Origin of the sequence: Limnospira sp. PMC 1279.21 (assembly GCF_032349615.1) — a bacterium.
Classification (GTDB): Bacteria; Cyanobacteriota; Cyanobacteriia; order Cyanobacteriales; family Microcoleaceae; genus Limnospira; species Limnospira fusiformis.
On sequence record NZ_JARPLU010000013.1, the window covers coordinates 12,659 to 29,746 of the forward strand.

Here is a 17,088-nt window from a genome sequence, read left to right on the forward strand (position 1 = left end):
TTTACTAGCAAATCGTTTTAATAATAGCGATCGCGATTTTAATTATGACAATGATCGAGGTCGGAATTCCCGCCGAGTTCGTCGTCCTAATGCTGGTCGTTTTAATGGTCAAACTCCCCGCCGTGTTAACCGTCCTAATGCTGGTCGTCGTCAAAGATAGTCACCACTTGATAAACATTGATAAATTTGTCAATTTAGGCTATACTTAGGGTAATCATAAATTACCATCTCAATACTCAAATTTAACTCTTTAGGAGATGCTTCGATGAAACCTTCCTGGAAAATTGCGACCCTGTTATCCTTTGCCGCTATTATCGGTTTTGCTGAAGCTGGTCAAGCTGCGATAAATCCCCCATCATCAACCCTCGTAAATCGGATTCAGATAGACATTGAAGACCTACCGAATATCTTACCTGGAGAGGATGCTAATTTACTAGCAAATCGTTTTAATAATAGCGATCGCGATTTTAATTATGACAATGATAGGGGTAGTGCTTCCCGTAACCGTCGTCACAGATGGTCTTAACTAAATTATCAGCCTTTAACTGTTGTCAATGGCGGCTATACTTAGGGGGATTAATCGTCCCCCATAAGGTTAGTAAAATCTCGTTTTCTATCTATCAATGCAGACCTTAACCGAATTATTACACCCTTTACCAATTAGCGAATTTTTCGATAAATATTGGACTGAAAAAGCTGTGCTAATTCCGGGTGATAATCATCAAAAATTTGCCGATTTGTTTTCCTGGCAAAAACTCAATAATTTACTCAACTATTATCCCTTAAAACACCCAGAAATCAGATTAGCTAAAACTGGGGAAACTTTGCCAGAAATTACCAACAATGAACAGATAATTAAACAATGTCAGCAAGGTGCTACTCTCATTATAGATCGACTTCATGAAAAAATAGAAGCGATCGCCAAAATGGTAGCCTTATTACGCATAGAAATCGGACATCGTAGCCAAGTCAATAGTTATTGTTCATTTCCCGGACATCAAGGCTTTGCTTGTCATTACGACTCCCACGAAGTTTTCATCCTGCAAATTTCCGGTAGAAAACACTGGCGAGTTTTTTCAGATACCTTTATTTATCCCCTGAGTGAAAATCGATCTTCCCAGTTTTCTCCCCCTGATACTCAACCCTATATAGACGCAATTATTAACCCTGGCGATCTGCTTTATATACCCCGTGGACATTGGCATTATGCGATCGCAATTGATGAACCTTCTTTGCATTTAACCCTAGGAATTGACTGTCAAACTGGTATTGATTTTAGTGATTGGTTAACCAGTCAATTGCAACAACATCCACAATGGCGCAAAAATTTACCTTTATTAAATAAATCCCATCGAGAAAACTGTCGCCAACATCTACAAAACCTAGTCCAAAACTGGCTAGAGATATTAGAGTCAGAGGATTTAATTAATCGCTATTTAGATGAGCAACTTTTACAAGGACAACCCGACTTACAATTAGGCTTTCCCAGTCAAATTGGCTATGATATCTTCCCCCAAGGTCAGGAAACTAAATTCTATCGTCCTCAGCAACCCGTCTATATTACGCAATTAACTCCCACGGGTAAATTGGAAATTAAAACTGGGGGTAAGAAAATATCTCTGACCGGACTTGACCAACATATATTAGAGAAAATTTTTACATCCACAGAATTTAGTGGCTTAGACATACAACAATGGTTACAAGATTTTGACTGGGATACAGAAATTGTTCCCCTACTGTCGCGTTTGGTTAAAGCTGGAATTTTGCTGGTTATCTCCCATCCATAAACGGCGTTTATTAATCACTGCTTTTGGGTTGAAAAACCATTATATATGCCGGCACATTTTCCCATGATAATATAATAGAGCAAGTCGGCTAGTTTGTCAAGAGGAAATCATCGGAAATTTGGGGAGGATAAACGTGATCAATTTCGGCGACCAACCAAGAACCAAAAGTTGCCAAAAAATCGACAATTTCCTGGGGTGAATCAAGGGGATTAATTGACCAATTTAAGGCTTGATACATGAGTGTTTGTTGTGCGGGATAATATTCGGAAAAAATCTGATAACAAGGATATAAATCACGGGTATAACATTGATGACGTTCCATGACAATTTCTAAGCCAGACCGGAGGATCCTTTTCATAATCCACTGACCGAGTTTATGAACATAAGCAGTTTGTTCATTAGGTGGCTTTTGAGGGGTTGTATATAATAGGTCAAAACTGACTTCCTGGATATCTTCGGACAAATCAAAAGCATGACTAACCGCATCGATATCAGGCTTAAACTTTGGCAATTCTGGGGAGATATCTTGTCCGTAAACACAGGCGGCTTGAGTGACAATTAGCATTCGCAAACCCCCATAACCATAATCATCAAAATCCCGTAAGCGATCGCCTGAAATAGGTGACAATTCGACTCCCTTACAGAAGGTATATTTTGGTCTAACGTGCTGATTAAAACCATCAAACCAATGGCGATCGCAGTCTTGATAATTCCCGGAAACCACGGCGAAACTATCAACATCAGAAATGAAGGGAATAGCTTGTCCTACAGCGACAGACCCGCGAATATAAATGCTATGAACTTGGTCAGACCAATGATTAAGATAAGCTGTGACAATTTCATCAACTAGCGATCGCCAAGGTTCCACAATTTTGTCAATATTAGCTTTCCGAATAATAAAGCCTTGTTCATCAACTCCCAAAACCGAGCCAATTTTAGCAATTTTAGCCATAGTTCAATCATCCCGTAGGTATAGTTAATATTATCACCCAAGTTAATCATAACTGTAATGCTGATCACCAATTAGCCGCCGTCATTTTTTGGTCATATTTGCAGTTTACTATGTAGGGTAGTGCAGTGGCCATCAAATCTTATGAAAGCAACTATTACAGCCTTACTAACTTCCGCACTATTAACGATAGGGGTTCCAGCCGCGAATGCACAAGTTTCTATTCAAAATTTACAGCGTCATTCAGGAGTGACTATATCTGGTACAATTCGCAGTGTTGTAGGTAATGACTTTATCTTAGACGACGGAACTGGACAAATTATTGTTGATGCTGGACCCATGCGCCATCATCAACTGAATTTACAACCCGGAGAACAGGTCACAGTCACAGGTAAATATGATGACTATGACTTTGATGCTTTCACTATTACTCGCAGTAATGGCGAAGTGATTTTTATTCGCGATCCACAGGGTCCCCCACCTTGGTCAGGTGGTTACAGAAGACGGAATTCTGCTTCCCAAAGCTCTCGATAACAACAGTTCATAAGCATTAATTACCGTCAATTCCTGTCCTCTCCCTCACCGGGAGGGGACGGCTTGACATGGCTGCCAAAATTTAGCTATTAATATAATAACTATATATGGTCTATTTTGGTATAGGTAAAAATGCGGATTTTATTGGTAGAAGATGATCCAGAACAACGGGAGCCAATTCATGCAGCTTTAACTCGTTATGGACATATTGTTGATGGGGTAGAAGATGGCACAACCGCCTTGTGGTTAATGAATGAAACCGAGTATGATCTGTTGATTTTAGATTGGATGTTACCGGGAGAAGATGGTATTATTTTATGTGAAAATTATCGCCAAATGGGGAAAACATCACCAGTGTTAATGCTGACAGCTAAAGATACGACGGCTGATAAAGTTATGGGACTAGACGCTGGCGCAGATGATTATTTAGTTAAACCAGTAGACCTACAAGAATTGTTAGCTAGAATTAGAGCTTTAAGAAGGCGATCGCCTCTTTGGGTGGGGGATATATTAGCAGTCAAAGGATTATCATTAAATCTCGATACTATGATTTTAACATGGGGGAATGATAGCTTAAAGCTGAAAAGTCGCGACTTTCAACTCTTAGAATATATGATGCGTCACCCCCACCAAGTTCTCACTCATAATCAAATAGAACAAGCACTCTGGGAATGGGGAGAAGAACCGGAAAGCAATGCGGTAGTAGCGAGAGTTAAACGACTGCGTAAAACCCTGAAAGCCATAGAAATTGACAGTTGGATTGAAACGGTTTATGGTATGGGTTATCGTCTCGAACCTCGGACAGATTAAAGATTAAATAATATATATCTATGGTTAAGCTAATTACCAAACTCCAAAAACGTTGGCTATCTCTACCAATTAGATGGCGGGGCACAGCAATTATTGCGATTCCCGTGAGTTGTTTATTGATAGTATTGTTAGCCTTTGCTTGGTTAAAATTTAACATAATTGAAGACGAGGCTTGGGTACAACATACCCAGAATGTTAGATTAGAAACTAAACAACTTTTAAACGCTTTACTTGATGCGGAAACGGGGGTGAGGGGATATGGACTCACTCAACGAGATGAGTTTTTAGAGCGTTATCATCATGCTAAAAGTATAATTCCTGGAGTTTTAGACACTTTACAAGACTTGGTACAAGACAATGCTGAACAATCAGAATACTTGGAAGATGTCAGGTTTTATATTGATGAAAATATCGCTAATTTTGAAAAAAAAATAATCCTCCAACAAGAATTAATTAGGATTCGCGGACAAAATGATACTTTAGTACCCATCGAGTCTTTATATGATTGGCTGGCTAAAGGTCAAGAAACGATGAATCAAGCACGTCAAGCTATTGATATCTTTGCCGAAAATGAAGAAAAGCTACTAATTGAACGCATCCAACATCGAGATGAGTATCGACAATTAACCTGGATTTTCTTATGTTTTTCTGGGGTAATTAGTGCGATCGCTACTATGTTTACTATTCATCTTTTCTCTAACTTAGAACAAGAATTATCCCAGAGACAAATTAACTTGAAAGTCACCAATCAACGTTTGGAAAATGTTTGTGACCAACTGCAAAGATTTACCGCTAATGCTTCCCATGAATTAAGAGCGCCTTTAGCGGCTGTATTAAGTAATGCTCAGGTGGCTTTACTAGAATTAGATGATGTGGATGAAATCCCCCCATCATTACATCGAAGACTGGAAAACATCGTCAAAACTACTAAACAGATGAGTTCCTTGGTCAGTGATTTATTATTTCTCGCCAGACATGAAGGCTTACTAGCACCTGAGTCTATACAAAAAGTCAATGTCAATCAACTGCTATTGGCGATCGCCTCGGAGTGGATAACTCCCCTCAAAAGTCAATCATTAGAATTAATAACTAACCTACCATTAACCCCCGTTTGGGTATTAGCCGATCGCAGTTTATTAAAACAAGTGATCACCAACCTTCTCAGCAACGCTAGTCGCTACACTCCCCCCGGAGGAATTATTAAAATTAACTTGCACAACTCGGAAAAATATGCTATATTCGAGGTGGAAGACTCTGGAATTGGCATTGCGGCTGAAGCATTGCCTCATGTGTTTGAGCGATTTTATCGAGCGGATTTAAAGCGTTCTAAAGCCTCCGGTGGTTGGGGATTAGGATTAGCGATCGCCCAACAAATTGTCGAGGCTCATGGGGGCGAAATTAGCGTAGTTAGTACCCTAAATGAAGGTACTAAATTTACGATAAAATTGCCCCGGATCCACTAATTGAGTAACTCCTAAGACTTCAAGCCGGGTAAACCCCAACTCTGAACCACCTTAGCGATCGCATCCCTGGTCGCTTCCGCCCCAAAACCCCAAGCCATGAGAGTAAAATAGTCCCGAGAAGGGTTAGCGCCAAAAGTCGAATTTGCCACATATAACTCAGTAAAACCGGCTCCGGCTAATAGCACCACCGCCAACGCATAACTCGTCCAAACAAAGGCTCTAATCCGCAAATTTGCGGACACTGCTTGTTCACTCCAAGAAGCGTTGTAATGAGTAGCCGGAGGGAGAGCCACTAAAGACAAACCGGACATAAATCCTAATCCTTTAGAAACCAAATCCGACTCATCGAGACTTTGTTCATCTACCTGAACCTTTAGCTGTTCTAACTGACGACCGACAGTTTCATCTTTTTGTAACTCCATGGGGGTTAAACGGTCAACCTGGCGATCGAGTTGGCGAATAATTGCAGCCAGAGGCTTTTGGTCATCATCAGTTTCAACGGGGAGGCGTTTTTGTAGTTCCTCAATATCCTTTTTTAAAGGAGCATAACTGTTAATTTGTTTGGCGATCGCCTCCAACTTCTCGCGCAATTGAGGCGGACCTTCCAACTCTGGCGCAGTGTTCAGAGCATCATCCAAATCCCAGCTTACCATCCGCACAAAGGTAGTGGTAGCATCATAATCCTCTAACTTCTGCTTGAGGCGATCGCTATATTCAAACTGCGCCAACCAATCAGACCTTCCCATCACCCAACGTCGCCAAGTTCCCTCAGCGCGATCAATAATCAGCGCCGCCTCTTCCCAGCGTTCCCCCTGAAGTTCCATCTTCACTTCAACTAAATAAGCATTGATGCGACCCTTAAACGCCTTAGCCTTCTCAAGATCTGGGTCTTCCTCCATCTGAGCATAAACCTGTCCTACCCGCATCAAAATCTGATCTCTCGGTCGTCCTTGGTCGCGATAAGCAGAGATGACAATTCCTAATCCTGTCCCAAATACCAGCATTACCAGCGGTAAAAACCAATGATCCTTAACCCTTAACGTCACCGGAATCGCCAGTTGTCCCCCAGAGTAACTTAGGCGCACAGTTCCCACAAATTCACCACTATCAGGAGCCTGGCGTAAATTAAACTCCACGGGTACAATCACCTCATTCGCCTTACCCAGAATTGGCTGTATTTCTCCGGCGGCGATGGCTGCCCCAGGAAACACCGATACCCCATTAGTTCCATTCAGGTCAAACGGAAGCACCTGTAAATCTCTGACGGCGCTATCGGTTCTAATATAAAGCTGGCGGACTTGTTTGGTGGTGCGATCGCCAGCAATGGTCAACTGATCCGGTTCCACAGTCTGAGCGATCGCCACATTTCCCGTCAGCAAAGCCATGGCTGGAATTAGACAACTAGTCAAAACAGATTTAAACGACTTCATCCTAGATTACCCTCAAGCGTCCATAAATCAATATCCAGCTTTTCGATGAAACCTTCTGTATTTTCCCGGAATATTTTAATATGCTCGGTCGCCATGTGTTGTTCCCACAACAAACGACTTTCCCAATTCTCATAGAACAAAAATAAAGTCGGATCATCAATCGACCGATGTAAATCATAATTTAGACATCCACTTTCAGCTAAAGTCAGCGGAATTAGTTTCAGTAACTCCTGATGAACTGTCTCTTCTACTCCGGCTTTAGCTTTGATTCTCGCGACAACTGTTAATTGACTCATGGCCAGCGTTCCTTATAGTTAAGACTTACCCAAAGCTACCCACAAAGCCGCTTTGGTCTCTAAGATAGCTTGTACTAGGGGTGATAGTTAGCGCTCACCCGCCGCCAAGATCGGCGAACCTTAAATAAATAGCACTCCCCCCCCAGCAGAAGGTCGGCTGTTTTCCCCAAAGGCTTCGGCATACGCACCTCCCCTTCTATCATTCCCCAAAATGCGATCGTCATAGAGCCAGATCATAAATGTTAAAAATAGACTTGACGAAAGCACAGATATCACATACAATCAAGAATCGTGATCAAATTGCAGCATAACTGTTGGAGTAGGGATAGCTAACCTATAGGATCTGCCAAGCAGATACAACCCTATAGTGAGAACTTCTCATAAGACATCAATGGCTTTAAGCTACAGCAGCTTCGCCGAACTTGCCAAGCGCCAACAGTAAACTGGGTCAAACCTGATGCTAGTTTGACCCTGAGCAACAGAAACGGATACTGAGTAGATATCTGCTCAAGTCCTAGCGACATCGGGCCGCACTGGGGCTTATGCTTCAGTCTGGGAACAGCTTAAACAAGTTGATAGCCTGAAATACTTCCAGGCAACCAAGCACGTCTATCCTTGCTCCTGAGCCGGAAAGACGGTCGGTTTGCCTGCCCAAAATCGGGTTTAAATTATGATGCCACAAGCATCGTTAACTGGCGGGTTAACCATGATTTAGTCAGTGGAAAATTCCGCCCTATTGTAATGCGTAGAAAAGAGAGGCCAGTTTAAGTGTCTGTAGGTATCCTCGGCACCAAGCTAGGCATGACTCAGGTATTTGACGCAGAGACAGGAAAAGCGATTCCCGTCACCGTAGTTCAAGCCGGGCCATGCACAATCACCCAAGTGAAGACCGAAGCCACCGATGGCTATACGGCCATCCAGCTAGGTTATGGTGAAGTTCCTAACAAAACCCGGAAATTAAACACCCGAAAATCCCCAGACAAAGAGGTTAATAAATACCTCAGCCATGCTGAACAGGGACACCTAACCAAATCTAACAGCCCCTTAGTTCGTCACCTTAAAGAATATCGGCTAGAAAGTACCGATAACTTTGAACTAGGTCAGGAAATCAAAGTAGATACCTTTGAACTCGGACAAATGGTAGATGTGACGGGCATTAGCATGGGTCGGGGTTTTGCGGGAAACCAAAAACGTAATAACTTCCGACGCGGACCAATGGCTCACGGTTCCAAAAACCACCGCCTACCAGGTTCCATCGGACCCGGAACCACACCAGGGCGCGTTTATCCCGGCAAAAAAATGGCGGGACGTTATGGCGGGAAACAGATTACCACTAGGAAGCTGACTATCGTGCGGATAGACCTAGAAAGGAACCTGTTGCTAATTAAAGGATCAATCCCCGGCAAACCCGGTGGCTTGCTTAATATCAAACCAGCCAACCTGGTGGGTGGCAAGTAGAGAGAAGACAGGGGGAAAAATGGTTGACTGTGTAATTCGCAACTGGGAAGGGGAAGAAGTCGGACAGACTACCCTGGAACTAAAAGTTGCTAAAGAAGAAAATGCCTCCCACATCGTCCATAGAGCCTTAGTACGTCAGCAGGCGGCAGCCAGACAGGGAACAGCCAGCACCAAAACTCGCTCAGAAGTGCGAGGCGGTGGCCGTAAACCCTGGAGACAAAAAGGAACAGGACGGGCAAGGGCAGGTTCAATTCGTTCTCCACTATGGCGCGGTGGTGGTGTTATCTTTGGGCCAAAACCGAGAGATTACAGCGTCAAAATGAACCGCAAAGAACGTCGGTTGGCTTTGAGAACGGCGTTTCAGAGTAGGGCAGAGGATATCGTGGTGGTGGAAGAATTTGTGACGCAACTGCCACGTCCTAAAACTAAAGACTTGACAGCGGCTTTGGCTCGTTGGGGAGTTTCACCAGAAGCTAAAGTGCTGCTGGTACTACCTGAAAAACAAGAAAACGTCTATTTGTCGGGTCGGAATGTGGCGAAAATTAGAATTTGTCTGGCAGATAGCTTGAATGTCTATGATGTTCTGGCAGCAGACAAAATAGTAACCACTGCTAATGCCCTGGCGAAAATTCAGGAGGTTTATGGTGACTGAGTTTAAAACCCGTGATTTAGCTGATGTGATCCGACGACCAATTGTAACTGAAAAAGCCACAATTCAAATGGAGTTGAATCAGTTTACTTTTGATGTCGATCCTAGGGCGGATAAACCAACTATTAAGGCGGCAGTTGAACTGCTATTTCCAGTTAAGGTTTTGAGTGTTAATACCCAGAATCCTCCCCGGCGACGACGTAGGGTCGGCCGTTTCGTCGGGTACAAACCTCGCTATAAAAGAGCGATCGTTACCCTGGAAGATGGGGAAGCCTTGAGAAAAGTCCTCTTCCCTGAAGTTTAATGGTGTCGGGTAAAACGCGGGTGTGCCACCTTCTGAATAACTATCAAAAAAAAGCGGCACCGAGAACCCACCTTTACCCTGGTAATTATTGAACACCGACATGAAAGGCGATCGAGTTTTCTTTCCCTATCCAGAAATCTAGATCTCTAACTTCCACAGAAACAGACATAGGATCGACTATATGGCAATTCGTTCTTACCGACCTTATACCCCAAGCACACGCCAACATACTGTCTCGGAATTTACAGAAATTACTAGATCCGAGCCGGAAAAATCCCTAACCGTCTCTAAACACCGCCTTAAAGGTCGTAATAATCGCGGTGTGATTACCTGTCGCCATAGGGGTGGTGGACATAAAAAACTATATCGGATTATTGACTTTCGCCGGGATAAACATAATGTACCCGCTAAAGTCGCTGAGATTGAATACGACCCCAACCGTAACGCCAGAATTGCCCTACTTAACTATGTGGATGGCGAAAAACGCTATATTCTCCACCCTGTCGGCTTGGCTGTCGGGACTGTGGTTATATCTGGACCTGATGCCCCTATTGAAGTGGGTAACGCTCTCCCCCTATCCCACATTCCCTTGGGTACATCAATCCACAACGTGGAAATGATTCCCGGTAAAGGCGGACAAATGGTGAGAGCAGCCGGAGCCTCGGCTCAGATTATGGCTAAAGAAGGGGATTATGTCACCCTGAAACTGCCATCCGGTGAACAACGGAAAATCCCCGCCCGTTGCTATGCGACGATTGGACAAGTGGGTAATGTGGATGCCAGAAATATCAGCATTGGTAAGGCTGGACGTAATCGCTGGTTGGGTAAACGTCCCACTGTGCGCGGTAGTGTCATGAACCCTGTTGATCACCCCCACGGTGGTGGTGAAGGACGCGCCCCCATTGGTCGCAGTGGTCCGGTTACGCCTTGGGGTAAACCCGCCCTGGGAGCGAAAACCAGAAACAAGAAAAAACGCAGTACAGCTTTAATTGTCCGCCGCCGTCGGAAATCCTCGAAACGAGGCAAAGGTGGCCGTCAGAGCTGACGGGCCGCCTGAACTCCGTCTGAACCATTGCAATCCTAAAGATATACCATGTCTCGATCGCTCAAAAAAGGTCCATTTGTGGCCGATCATCTGCTCGTCAAAATCGAAAAACTCAACGCTGACAATCGTAAGGAAGTGATCAAAACTTGGTCGCGCTCCTCCACCATTGTTCCCCAAATGGTTGGTCATACTATCGCTGTTCATAACGGCCGTCAGCACGTCCCTGTATTTGTTAACGAACAAATGGTGGGACATAAATTGGGAGAATTTGCTCCCACTCGGACATTCCGAGGTCACGCTAAAAGTGATAAAAAAGCTCGCCGATAAGCGGCGCTTCGTTCGCCTGTAGGACTGTGGAGTAGCGGCGGATTATGCGGTATTTTCGGAAAAAACTCGGCTTTGGCTGGTTCTGCCCGTAACCTTAATTCCCCAAAGCGTGTTTTGAGAAACCCGCCCAAGTCCAAAGCGCCCTGACAATTTCTGGGTTGAGCGACCCTAAACCACACCTACATCACGCCCGAATCAAGGAGAAAGATATGGCAAGTTCCAAGTCAGAAGTAAAAGCGATCGCTCGTTACATCAGAATGTCCCCATCAAAAGTCCGGCGGGTACTTGATCAAATTCGCGGACGCAGCTATCGCGAAGCCCTGATTATCCTGGAGTTTATGCCCTACCGCGCCTGTACTCCTGTCTTGAAAGTTCTGCGATCGGCTGTTGCTAACGCTGAACATAACCAAGGTTTAGACCCTGCCACTCTGATAGTTTCCCAAGCCTTCGCCGATGCCGGACCAAGCCTTAAACGCTACCGCCCTCGCGCCCAAGGTCGAGCCTATCCCATTCGCAAACCCACCTGTCACATTACCGTGACCGTCGCGGAAGCCCAATAACAACTCCTAGCTTCCCCAGGGTCAGTGGGTTAAGCATTAAACCCTTACCTTGCATGGATAAGCGCCTATCTGGTCGTTTTATGTACAGACTAAATTATTAAGCTGCTATGGGACAAAAAATACATCCAATTGGTTTCCGCCTTGGAGTTACCCAAGAACACAAATCTCGCTGGTTTGCCGATGCTAGTCAGTATCCGCAACTGTTGCAGGAAGACCACACCATCCGTAAGTACATTCAGAAAAATCTCAGCAATGCTGGCATCTCAGATGTTCGCATTGAACGCAAAGCTGATCAAATTGACCTGGAAGTGCTAACCGCTAGACCGGGTGTGGTAGTTGGTCGTGGTGGTGCCGGAATTGACTCCCTCCGCCAAGGACTTCAGAAAGAACTGGGCAGCAATCGCCAGATCCGCATTAACGTTGTGGAAGTGTCCCGCGTTGATGCTGATGCTACCCTCATCGCTGAAAATATCGCCGCTCAACTTGAAAAACGGGTTTCCTTCCGTAGAGTTGTCCGCCAAGCTATTACCCGCGCCCAAAAAGCTGGCATTGAAGGCATTAAAATCCAGGTCAGTGGCCGCTTGAACGGAGCAGAAATTGCTCGGACTGAGTGGACCCGTGAAGGTCGTGTTCCCCTACACACCTTACGAGCTGATATTGACTATGCCTACTGCACCGCTCTCACTATTTACGGCATCCTCGGTGTCAAAGTTTGGGTGTTTAAGGGAGAAATTATTCCCGGTCAGGAAGAAACCCCCGCACCTAATACAAGAGCGCCGAAAAGTCGCCGTACACCCAGACGGCAAAAGTATGATGACCGGTCTAGTGATACATAAAAAGTTCTAGTAGGCGCGATCTCGATAGGTTCATAACCCAAAACCTAACACTTATCTCCCTCATGGGTACGCCTCTGTCTCATTAACTTCACTCACTACTATTTGCGATCATGTTAAGCCCAAGAAGAACTAAATTCCGCAAACAACAGCGGGGTCGAATGCGGGGTCAGGCAACTCGCGGCAACAATATCAACTTTGGTGATTTTGCCCTACAAGCCCTTGAACCCTCTTGGATTACCTCCCGCCAAATTGAAGCAGCCCGTCGGGCAATGACTCGTTATATTCGCCGGGGTGGGAAAATCTGGATTCGTGTATTCCCTGATAAACCTGTCACTATGCGTCCCGCAGAAACCCGTATGGGTTCCGGTAAAGGGGCCCCTGAATACTGGGTCGCTGTTGTTAAACCTGGACGCATCATGTTTGAAATTGCAGGTGTTTCTGAAGAGGTCGCCCGCGAAGCTATGCGCCTAGCCTCCTTTAAACTCCCGATTAAGACTAAGTTTCTCACACGGGAAGATTCACAATCTTAATACTGATTGCATTTACCTGAAAACTGCCCGCTAATTGTATCGAGGAGATAACTATGGCTCTTTCTAAAATTGAAGAAGCCCGACAGTTAAATGATGATGACCTGTCTGAGCAAATCCTGGCTACCAAAAAAGAACTCGCTAATCTGCGCCTCCTGAAAGCTACAGGACGCTTGGAAAAACCTCATCAAATTAGACACACCCGGCATCGATTATCACAGTTGCTGACTGTGGAAACAGAACGACTATACGGGCAGGTTCAAGAATAATCTGGTGGAACAGAGGCTATCTACCTACCCAGACCTAACATAGAGCCTTTCTCATGTATCAGCAACAATCATTCATCTCTCATTTCTCACAATCATCATGGCTGTTAAAGAAAGAGTTGGCGTAGTCGTCAGCAATAAAATGCAAAAAACTGTGGTGGTAGCTATTGAAAACCGCTCCCCTCACCCTAAATATGGAAAAATTGTGGTTAATACTAAACGGTATAAAGCCCACGATGAAGAAAATGCTTGTCAAGAAGGCGATCGGGTTCGCATTCGAGAAACCCGCCCCCTCAGTCGCACTAAACGCTGGAATGTAGTTGAAATTATCAACAAAAATAACCAGTAATTCTCACCGGTTTCTGTTTATCTTGAACCCCAAATTACGCTTACAGAGACAATACCATGATTCAACAGCAGTCCATACTTAATGTGGCAGATAACAGCGGCGCGCGCAAACTTATGTGTATCCGCGTCCTGGGTGGGGGTAATCGTCGCTACGGCACTATTGGTGATGTCATCATCGCTGTCGTTAAAGATGCAATTCCCAACATGGCCGTCAAAAAATCCGATGTCGTTCGAGCTGTCATTGTTCGCAGTCGCCAAGGACTACGCCGAGATAGCGGTATGAGTATTCGCTTTGACGATAATGCAGCCGTTATCATTAACCAGGATGGCAACCCCAGGGGAACCCGTGTATTTGGACCTGTGGCACGGGAACTACGGGACAAAAATTTCACTAAAATTGTTTCCCTTGCACCGGAGGTACTCTAAATTATGCCCAAGCGTCAGCGCAAATTAGCTCCGCCCCGGGGCTACAAAATGCACGTCAAAAAAGGGGATACTGTCCAGGTAATTGCCGGACGAGATAAAGGAAAAGTTGGGGAGGTGATATCCACTCTACCTAAATTGAGTAAAGTAGTTGTCAAAGATGTTAACGTCCGTACCAAGCACGTTAAACCTCAACAAGAGGGTGAAGGTGGCCGTATTGTCAACTTTGAAGCTCCTATTCACAGTTCTAATGTGATGCTGTATTCGACCAAAGAAAAAGTCGCTAGTCGTATTTCCTACACCTTTACGGAAGACGGGCGCAAGGTCAGAATGCTCAAAAAAACCGGGGAAGTTATTGATTAATCAATGGCACACTTTCTCCCCCGGGGCGGGTTTCCCACCAGCCCTGACTGGACAGGTGGACTCTGTTAAACACTCGTTTTGATTATCCCTGACCAAGCCCAGGGAATGTATTTAGGACAGACAGCAACTATGACATCTCCACTCAAAACCATCTATCAGGAAACCATCGTTCCTAAATTGATGGAACAGTTCAAATATGAGAACATCCATCAGGTTCCCAAGGTTGTTAAAGTTACCATTAACCGAGGACTGGGCGAAGCATCCCAAAATGCCAAGGCTCTGGAATCTTCAGTTAATGAATTGGCGATTATTACCGGACAAAAACCAGTAGTGACCCGCGCTAAAAAAGCGATCGCCGGCTTTAAAATCCGTCAAGGAATGCCCGTTGGTGTAATGGTGACACTCCGTTCCGATCGGATGTATGCCTTTATGGAACGTCTAATTCACCTAGCCCTACCTCGCATTCGAGACTTTCGTGGCATTAGTCCCAAAAGTTTTGATGGTCGAGGTAACTACAGTCTGGGAGTCAAAGAACAACTGATCTTCCCCGAAATCGACTACGATCGCATTGATCAAATTCGAGGTCTGGATATTTCAATTGTCACCACAGCCCAGACAGATGAAGAAGGGCGTGCCTTACTTAAAGAAATGGGAATGCCCTTCCGGGAGAACTGAGGCAGTAAAATAACGAGACAACTATGGCGACGAACGACACTATTGCAGATATGTTAACGCGCATCCGCAACTCTTGCATGGCGCGGCATCAAACCACAGAAATTCCATCCACCAAAATGACCCGCAGTATTGCCAAAGTCCTCCAGGATGAAGGCTTTATTGCCAACTTTGAAGAAGCAGGTGTTGGGGTCAAAAAGCATTTAGTGGTTTCACTAAAATACAACGCCAAAACCCGCACCCCCACCATCCGCACCCTGAAACGAGTGAGCCGTCCAGGTTTGCGCGTTTACAAAAACCGCAAAGAACTCCCACGCGTTTTAGGTGGAATTGGAATTGCGATCATTTCTACCTCCCGTGGGGTAATGACCGACCGAGAAGCCCGCCTTCAGGGCTTAGGCGGAGAAGTGCTTTGCTATGTGTGGTAAATCCATTACCCACAGCCTCGCACTCCGCAGACCCCTAAACACTGCTCATCGACCATTAAACAAGGATTATGTCTAGAATTGGTAAGCGTCCAATTCCGATTCCCGCCAAAGTTACCCTAACCTTAGACGGCCAAAAAGTCACAGTCAAAGGACCAAAAGGGGAGCTTTCCCGCGTATTACCCAACGAAGTGATCCTCTCCCTCGAAGAAGACACACTAATCGTTAAGCGTCGGGATGAATCCCGAGTCGCCCGTCAGCGTCATGGTCTCTGTCGCACCCTGGTAGCCAACATGGTGGATGGAGTTTCCCAAGGATTTGAACGGCGACTGGAAATCCAAGGAGTGGGATATCGGGCTCAGGTTCAAGGTAAAAACCTGATCTTAAATGTCGGCTACAGCAAACCGGTGGAAATGGTTCCCCCTGAAGGTTGCAGCGTAGCCGTTGAAAATAACACCAATGTGATTGTTAGCGGAATTAATAAAGAACTCGTCGGCAACATGGCTGCGAAAATTCGCGCCGTGCGACCCCCTGAACCCTATAAAGGCAAGGGCATTCGCTACGCCGGAGAACAAGTCAGACGTAAAGCTGGTAAGGCAGGGAAAAAATAGATCATGAAACTTACTCGTAACGATTCCCGTCAGCGCCGTCACCGTCGAGTTCGGCGCAAAGTCCTAGGCACTTCAGAGCGTCCTAGATTGGCTGTGTTTCGCTCTCACAAGCACATCTATGTACAGGTGATCGACGATAGCCAGCAACACACCTTAGTTGCCGCGTCTACCTTAGACCCCGAAATAACTGCCGACTTAAAAACTGGGGCCACCTGTGATGCCTCTGTTAAAGTTGGTCAATTAATCGCTAAACGCTCCCTATCTAAAGGAATTGAGCGCGTAGTATTTGACCGGGGAGGTTACATCTATCACGGCCGCGTTAAAGCCTTGGCAGACGCAGCCAGAGAAGCCGGGTTAGAATTTTAATAAGCTGACGGGCAATTTATAATTGCCCTTAACAATCAGGAACTAAAAGTATGGCAGAACAGCAACGTCGTAAAAAAAATACTCGCACCAAAGAAAAAGAATCCGAATGGCAAGAACGGGTTGTTCAAATTCGCCGTGTAACTAAAGTAGTTAAAGGCGGTAAAAAACTCAGCTTCCGTGCCATTGTTATCGTCGGCAACGAAAAAGGCCAGGTGGGTGTCGGTGTCGGAAAAGCAGCAGATGTCATCGGAGCCGTCAAAAAAGGTGTCGCCGATGGCCGCAAAAATGTCGTCGAGATTCCCCTAACCAAATCTAACTCTCTACCTCACCCCGCCAATGGTGTGGGAGGCGGAGCCCAAGTCATTGTTAGACCCGCTGCCCCTGGTACAGGGGTAATCGCTGGGGGTGCTGTCCGCACCGTGCTAGAACTAGCCGGGGTTAAAAACGTTCTAGCTAAACAGCTAGGCTCCAGTAATCCCCTGAATAACGCCCGCGCCACCATTAACGCTCTATCAGGATTGCGGACTCTATCGGATGTGGCTAAAGAACGGGGCATCCCCATCGAACAGCTTTATGCTTAATCATAAGTGGACCATCGGGGCAATTCCTCAATTGCCTCTCACTGATAACCCATCAATT

25 protein-coding genes are annotated in these 17,088 nt (G+C 45.4%); 22 read left to right on the forward strand and 3 right to left on the reverse strand.

Translation table 11 applies throughout. The features are described 5' to 3' along the window. The first annotated feature begins 265 nt into the window (after positions 1-265). Positions 266-526, forward strand: a complete 261-nt coding sequence (locus P5683_RS03575; RefSeq protein WP_315641769.1) for a hypothetical protein — start codon at positions 266-268, stop codon at positions 524-526. A gap of 97 nt (positions 527-623) precedes the next feature. Beyond that, on the forward strand, positions 624-1,787 hold the full coding sequence (locus P5683_RS03580) for a JmjC domain-containing protein (protein WP_315639121.1): 1,164 nt from the start codon (positions 624-626) through the stop codon (positions 1,785-1,787). 88 nt (positions 1,788-1,875) lie between these two features. On the opposite strand, the gene P5683_RS03585 is transcribed toward P5683_RS03580, so the two are convergent. Then, a complete protein-coding gene (locus P5683_RS03585; protein WP_315639119.1) occupies positions 1,876-2,739 on the reverse strand; it encodes a nucleotidyltransferase in 864 nt (287 codons plus the stop codon). 141 nt (positions 2,740-2,880) lie between these two features. Between P5683_RS03585 and P5683_RS03590 the strand changes: the two genes are divergently transcribed. From P5683_RS03590 to P5683_RS03600, 3 genes are all read left to right on the forward strand, one after another. Then, the gene (locus P5683_RS03590; RefSeq protein ID WP_006617600.1) at positions 2,881-3,270 is read left to right on the forward strand and encodes a NirD/YgiW/YdeI family stress tolerance protein; all 390 of its coding nucleotides are present in this window, start codon (positions 2,881-2,883) and stop codon (positions 3,268-3,270) included. A gap of 132 nt (positions 3,271-3,402) precedes the next feature. Next, a complete protein-coding gene (rppA, locus tag P5683_RS03595; RefSeq protein WP_008057360.1) occupies positions 3,403-4,080 on the forward strand; it encodes a two-component system response regulator RppA in 678 nt (225 codons plus the stop codon). A 20-nt stretch (positions 4,081-4,100) separates the two neighbouring features. Beyond that, the gene (locus P5683_RS03600) at positions 4,101-5,543 is read left to right on the forward strand and encodes an ATP-binding protein (RefSeq protein WP_315639113.1); all 1,443 of its coding nucleotides are present in this window, start codon (positions 4,101-4,103) and stop codon (positions 5,541-5,543) included. An 11-nt stretch (positions 5,544-5,554) separates the two neighbouring features. On the opposite strand, the gene P5683_RS03605 is transcribed toward P5683_RS03600, so the two are convergent. Continuing rightward, positions 5,555-6,952, reverse strand: a complete 1,398-nt coding sequence (locus P5683_RS03605) for a hypothetical protein (RefSeq protein WP_315639111.1) — start codon at positions 6,950-6,952, stop codon at positions 5,555-5,557. A 17-nt stretch (positions 6,953-6,969) separates the two neighbouring features. Next, positions 6,970-7,269, reverse strand: coding sequence for a putative quinol monooxygenase (locus P5683_RS03610; RefSeq protein WP_006621346.1), 300 nt, complete (start codon positions 7,267-7,269; stop codon positions 6,970-6,972). 768 nt (positions 7,270-8,037) lie between these two features. On the opposite strand from P5683_RS03610, the gene rplC reads away from it, so the two are divergent. From rplC to rpsE, 17 genes are all read left to right on the forward strand, one after another. Further along, complete coding sequence (gene rplC / locus P5683_RS03615; protein ID WP_006670976.1) at positions 8,038-8,727, forward strand: 50S ribosomal protein L3; 690 nt, start codon at positions 8,038-8,040, stop codon at positions 8,725-8,727. A gap of 19 nt (positions 8,728-8,746) precedes the next feature. After that, positions 8,747-9,379: a 50S ribosomal protein L4 gene (gene rplD, locus P5683_RS03620; RefSeq protein ID WP_315639108.1), complete on the forward strand. Its 633-nt coding sequence runs from the start codon at positions 8,747-8,749 to the stop codon at positions 9,377-9,379. Further along, complete coding sequence (locus P5683_RS03625) at positions 9,369-9,680, forward strand: 50S ribosomal protein L23 (RefSeq protein ID WP_006621341.1); 312 nt, start codon at positions 9,369-9,371, stop codon at positions 9,678-9,680. The genes rplD and P5683_RS03625 overlap by 11 nt, the downstream gene beginning before the upstream one ends. 181 nt (positions 9,681-9,861) lie before the next feature. Further along, on the forward strand, positions 9,862-10,725 hold the full coding sequence (rplB, locus tag P5683_RS03630; RefSeq protein ID WP_006621340.1) for a 50S ribosomal protein L2: 864 nt from the start codon (positions 9,862-9,864) through the stop codon (positions 10,723-10,725). Between the two features lie 48 nt (positions 10,726-10,773). Beyond that, entirely contained in the window at positions 10,774-11,052 is a 279-nt protein-coding gene (gene rpsS / locus P5683_RS03635; protein WP_006617591.1) for a 30S ribosomal protein S19, read from the forward strand. 209 nt (positions 11,053-11,261) lie between these two features. Beyond that, positions 11,262-11,612 (forward strand): 50S ribosomal protein L22, encoded by a 351-nt coding sequence (gene rplV / locus P5683_RS03640; RefSeq protein ID WP_315639102.1) that lies wholly within the window; start codon positions 11,262-11,264, stop codon positions 11,610-11,612. A 107-nt stretch (positions 11,613-11,719) separates the two neighbouring features. Beyond that, positions 11,720-12,448 carry a 30S ribosomal protein S3 gene (gene rpsC / locus P5683_RS03645; RefSeq protein WP_008057354.1) on the forward strand — a complete coding sequence of 243 codons (729 nt, stop codon included), beginning with the start codon at positions 11,720-11,722 and terminating at the stop codon, positions 12,446-12,448. A 110-nt stretch (positions 12,449-12,558) separates the two neighbouring features. Then, positions 12,559-12,978 carry a 50S ribosomal protein L16 gene (gene rplP / locus P5683_RS03650; RefSeq protein ID WP_006618093.1) on the forward strand — a complete coding sequence of 140 codons (420 nt, stop codon included), beginning with the start codon at positions 12,559-12,561 and terminating at the stop codon, positions 12,976-12,978. A gap of 53 nt (positions 12,979-13,031) precedes the next feature. Then, the gene (gene rpmC / locus P5683_RS03655) at positions 13,032-13,244 is read left to right on the forward strand and encodes a 50S ribosomal protein L29 (protein WP_315639100.1); all 213 of its coding nucleotides are present in this window, start codon (positions 13,032-13,034) and stop codon (positions 13,242-13,244) included. Positions 13,245-13,341: 97 nt separating this feature from the next. Further along, positions 13,342-13,590, forward strand: a complete 249-nt coding sequence (rpsQ, locus tag P5683_RS03660) for a 30S ribosomal protein S17 (RefSeq protein WP_315639099.1) — start codon at positions 13,342-13,344, stop codon at positions 13,588-13,590. 56 nt (positions 13,591-13,646) lie between these two features. Continuing rightward, positions 13,647-14,015 carry a 50S ribosomal protein L14 gene (rplN, locus tag P5683_RS03665; protein ID WP_006621334.1) on the forward strand — a complete coding sequence of 123 codons (369 nt, stop codon included), beginning with the start codon at positions 13,647-13,649 and terminating at the stop codon, positions 14,013-14,015. A 3-nt stretch (positions 14,016-14,018) separates the two neighbouring features. After that, positions 14,019-14,375, forward strand: a complete 357-nt coding sequence (gene rplX / locus P5683_RS03670; protein WP_006670296.1) for a 50S ribosomal protein L24 — start codon at positions 14,019-14,021, stop codon at positions 14,373-14,375. 129 nt (positions 14,376-14,504) lie between these two features. Next, positions 14,505-15,050, forward strand: a complete 546-nt coding sequence (rplE, locus tag P5683_RS03675; RefSeq protein WP_008057353.1) for a 50S ribosomal protein L5 — start codon at positions 14,505-14,507, stop codon at positions 15,048-15,050. 23 nt (positions 15,051-15,073) lie between these two features. After that, entirely contained in the window at positions 15,074-15,475 is a 402-nt protein-coding gene (rpsH, locus tag P5683_RS03680) for a 30S ribosomal protein S8 (RefSeq protein WP_315641768.1), read from the forward strand. 68 nt (positions 15,476-15,543) lie between these two features. Next, on the forward strand, positions 15,544-16,083 hold the full coding sequence (rplF, locus tag P5683_RS03685) for a 50S ribosomal protein L6 (protein WP_006621330.1): 540 nt from the start codon (positions 15,544-15,546) through the stop codon (positions 16,081-16,083). Positions 16,084-16,086: 3 nt separating this feature from the next. Further along, positions 16,087-16,449 carry a 50S ribosomal protein L18 gene (gene rplR / locus P5683_RS03690; protein WP_006621329.1) on the forward strand — a complete coding sequence of 121 codons (363 nt, stop codon included), beginning with the start codon at positions 16,087-16,089 and terminating at the stop codon, positions 16,447-16,449. Between the two features lie 50 nt (positions 16,450-16,499). Continuing rightward, complete coding sequence (gene rpsE / locus P5683_RS03695) at positions 16,500-17,030, forward strand: 30S ribosomal protein S5 (protein ID WP_006618084.1); 531 nt, start codon at positions 16,500-16,502, stop codon at positions 17,028-17,030. Positions 17,031-17,088 lie beyond the last annotated feature (58 nt).

Excerpts from the sequence above, each read along its gene's own strand:
- P5683_RS03575 (WP_315641769.1), top strand. The coding sequence starts at position 266 with ATGAAACCTTCCTGGAAAATTGCGACCCTGTTATCCTTTGCCGCTATT.
- P5683_RS03580 (WP_315639121.1), top strand. The coding sequence starts at position 624 with ATGCAGACCTTAACCGAATTATTACACCCTTTACCAATTAGCGAATTT.
- P5683_RS03585 (WP_315639119.1), bottom strand. The coding sequence starts at position 2,739 with ATGGCTAAAATTGCTAAAATTGGCTCGGTTTTGGGAGTTGATGAACAA.
- P5683_RS03590 (WP_006617600.1), top strand. The coding sequence starts at position 2,881 with ATGAAAGCAACTATTACAGCCTTACTAACTTCCGCACTATTAACGATA.
- rppA (WP_008057360.1), top strand. The coding sequence starts at position 3,403 with ATGCGGATTTTATTGGTAGAAGATGATCCAGAACAACGGGAGCCAATT.
- P5683_RS03600 (WP_315639113.1), top strand. The coding sequence starts at position 4,101 with ATGGTTAAGCTAATTACCAAACTCCAAAAACGTTGGCTATCTCTACCA.
- P5683_RS03610 (WP_006621346.1), bottom strand. The coding sequence starts at position 7,269 with ATGAGTCAATTAACAGTTGTCGCGAGAATCAAAGCTAAAGCCGGAGTA.
- rplD (WP_315639108.1), top strand. The coding sequence starts at position 8,747 with ATGGTTGACTGTGTAATTCGCAACTGGGAAGGGGAAGAAGTCGGACAG.
- P5683_RS03625 (WP_006621341.1), top strand. The coding sequence starts at position 9,369 with ATGGTGACTGAGTTTAAAACCCGTGATTTAGCTGATGTGATCCGACGA.
- rplB (WP_006621340.1), top strand. The coding sequence starts at position 9,862 with ATGGCAATTCGTTCTTACCGACCTTATACCCCAAGCACACGCCAACAT.
- rpsS (WP_006617591.1), top strand. The coding sequence starts at position 10,774 with ATGTCTCGATCGCTCAAAAAAGGTCCATTTGTGGCCGATCATCTGCTC.
- rplV (WP_315639102.1), top strand. The coding sequence starts at position 11,262 with ATGGCAAGTTCCAAGTCAGAAGTAAAAGCGATCGCTCGTTACATCAGA.
- rpsC (WP_008057354.1), top strand. The coding sequence starts at position 11,720 with ATGGGACAAAAAATACATCCAATTGGTTTCCGCCTTGGAGTTACCCAA.
- rplP (WP_006618093.1), top strand. The coding sequence starts at position 12,559 with ATGTTAAGCCCAAGAAGAACTAAATTCCGCAAACAACAGCGGGGTCGA.
- rpmC (WP_315639100.1), top strand. The coding sequence starts at position 13,032 with ATGGCTCTTTCTAAAATTGAAGAAGCCCGACAGTTAAATGATGATGAC.
- rpsQ (WP_315639099.1), top strand. The coding sequence starts at position 13,342 with ATGGCTGTTAAAGAAAGAGTTGGCGTAGTCGTCAGCAATAAAATGCAA.
- rplN (WP_006621334.1), top strand. The coding sequence starts at position 13,647 with ATGATTCAACAGCAGTCCATACTTAATGTGGCAGATAACAGCGGCGCG.
- rplX (WP_006670296.1), top strand. The coding sequence starts at position 14,019 with ATGCCCAAGCGTCAGCGCAAATTAGCTCCGCCCCGGGGCTACAAAATG.
- rplE (WP_008057353.1), top strand. The coding sequence starts at position 14,505 with ATGACATCTCCACTCAAAACCATCTATCAGGAAACCATCGTTCCTAAA.
- rpsH (WP_315641768.1), top strand. The coding sequence starts at position 15,074 with ATGGCGACGAACGACACTATTGCAGATATGTTAACGCGCATCCGCAAC.
- rplF (WP_006621330.1), top strand. The coding sequence starts at position 15,544 with ATGTCTAGAATTGGTAAGCGTCCAATTCCGATTCCCGCCAAAGTTACC.
- rplR (WP_006621329.1), top strand. The coding sequence starts at position 16,087 with ATGAAACTTACTCGTAACGATTCCCGTCAGCGCCGTCACCGTCGAGTT.
- rpsE (WP_006618084.1), top strand. The coding sequence starts at position 16,500 with ATGGCAGAACAGCAACGTCGTAAAAAAAATACTCGCACCAAAGAAAAA.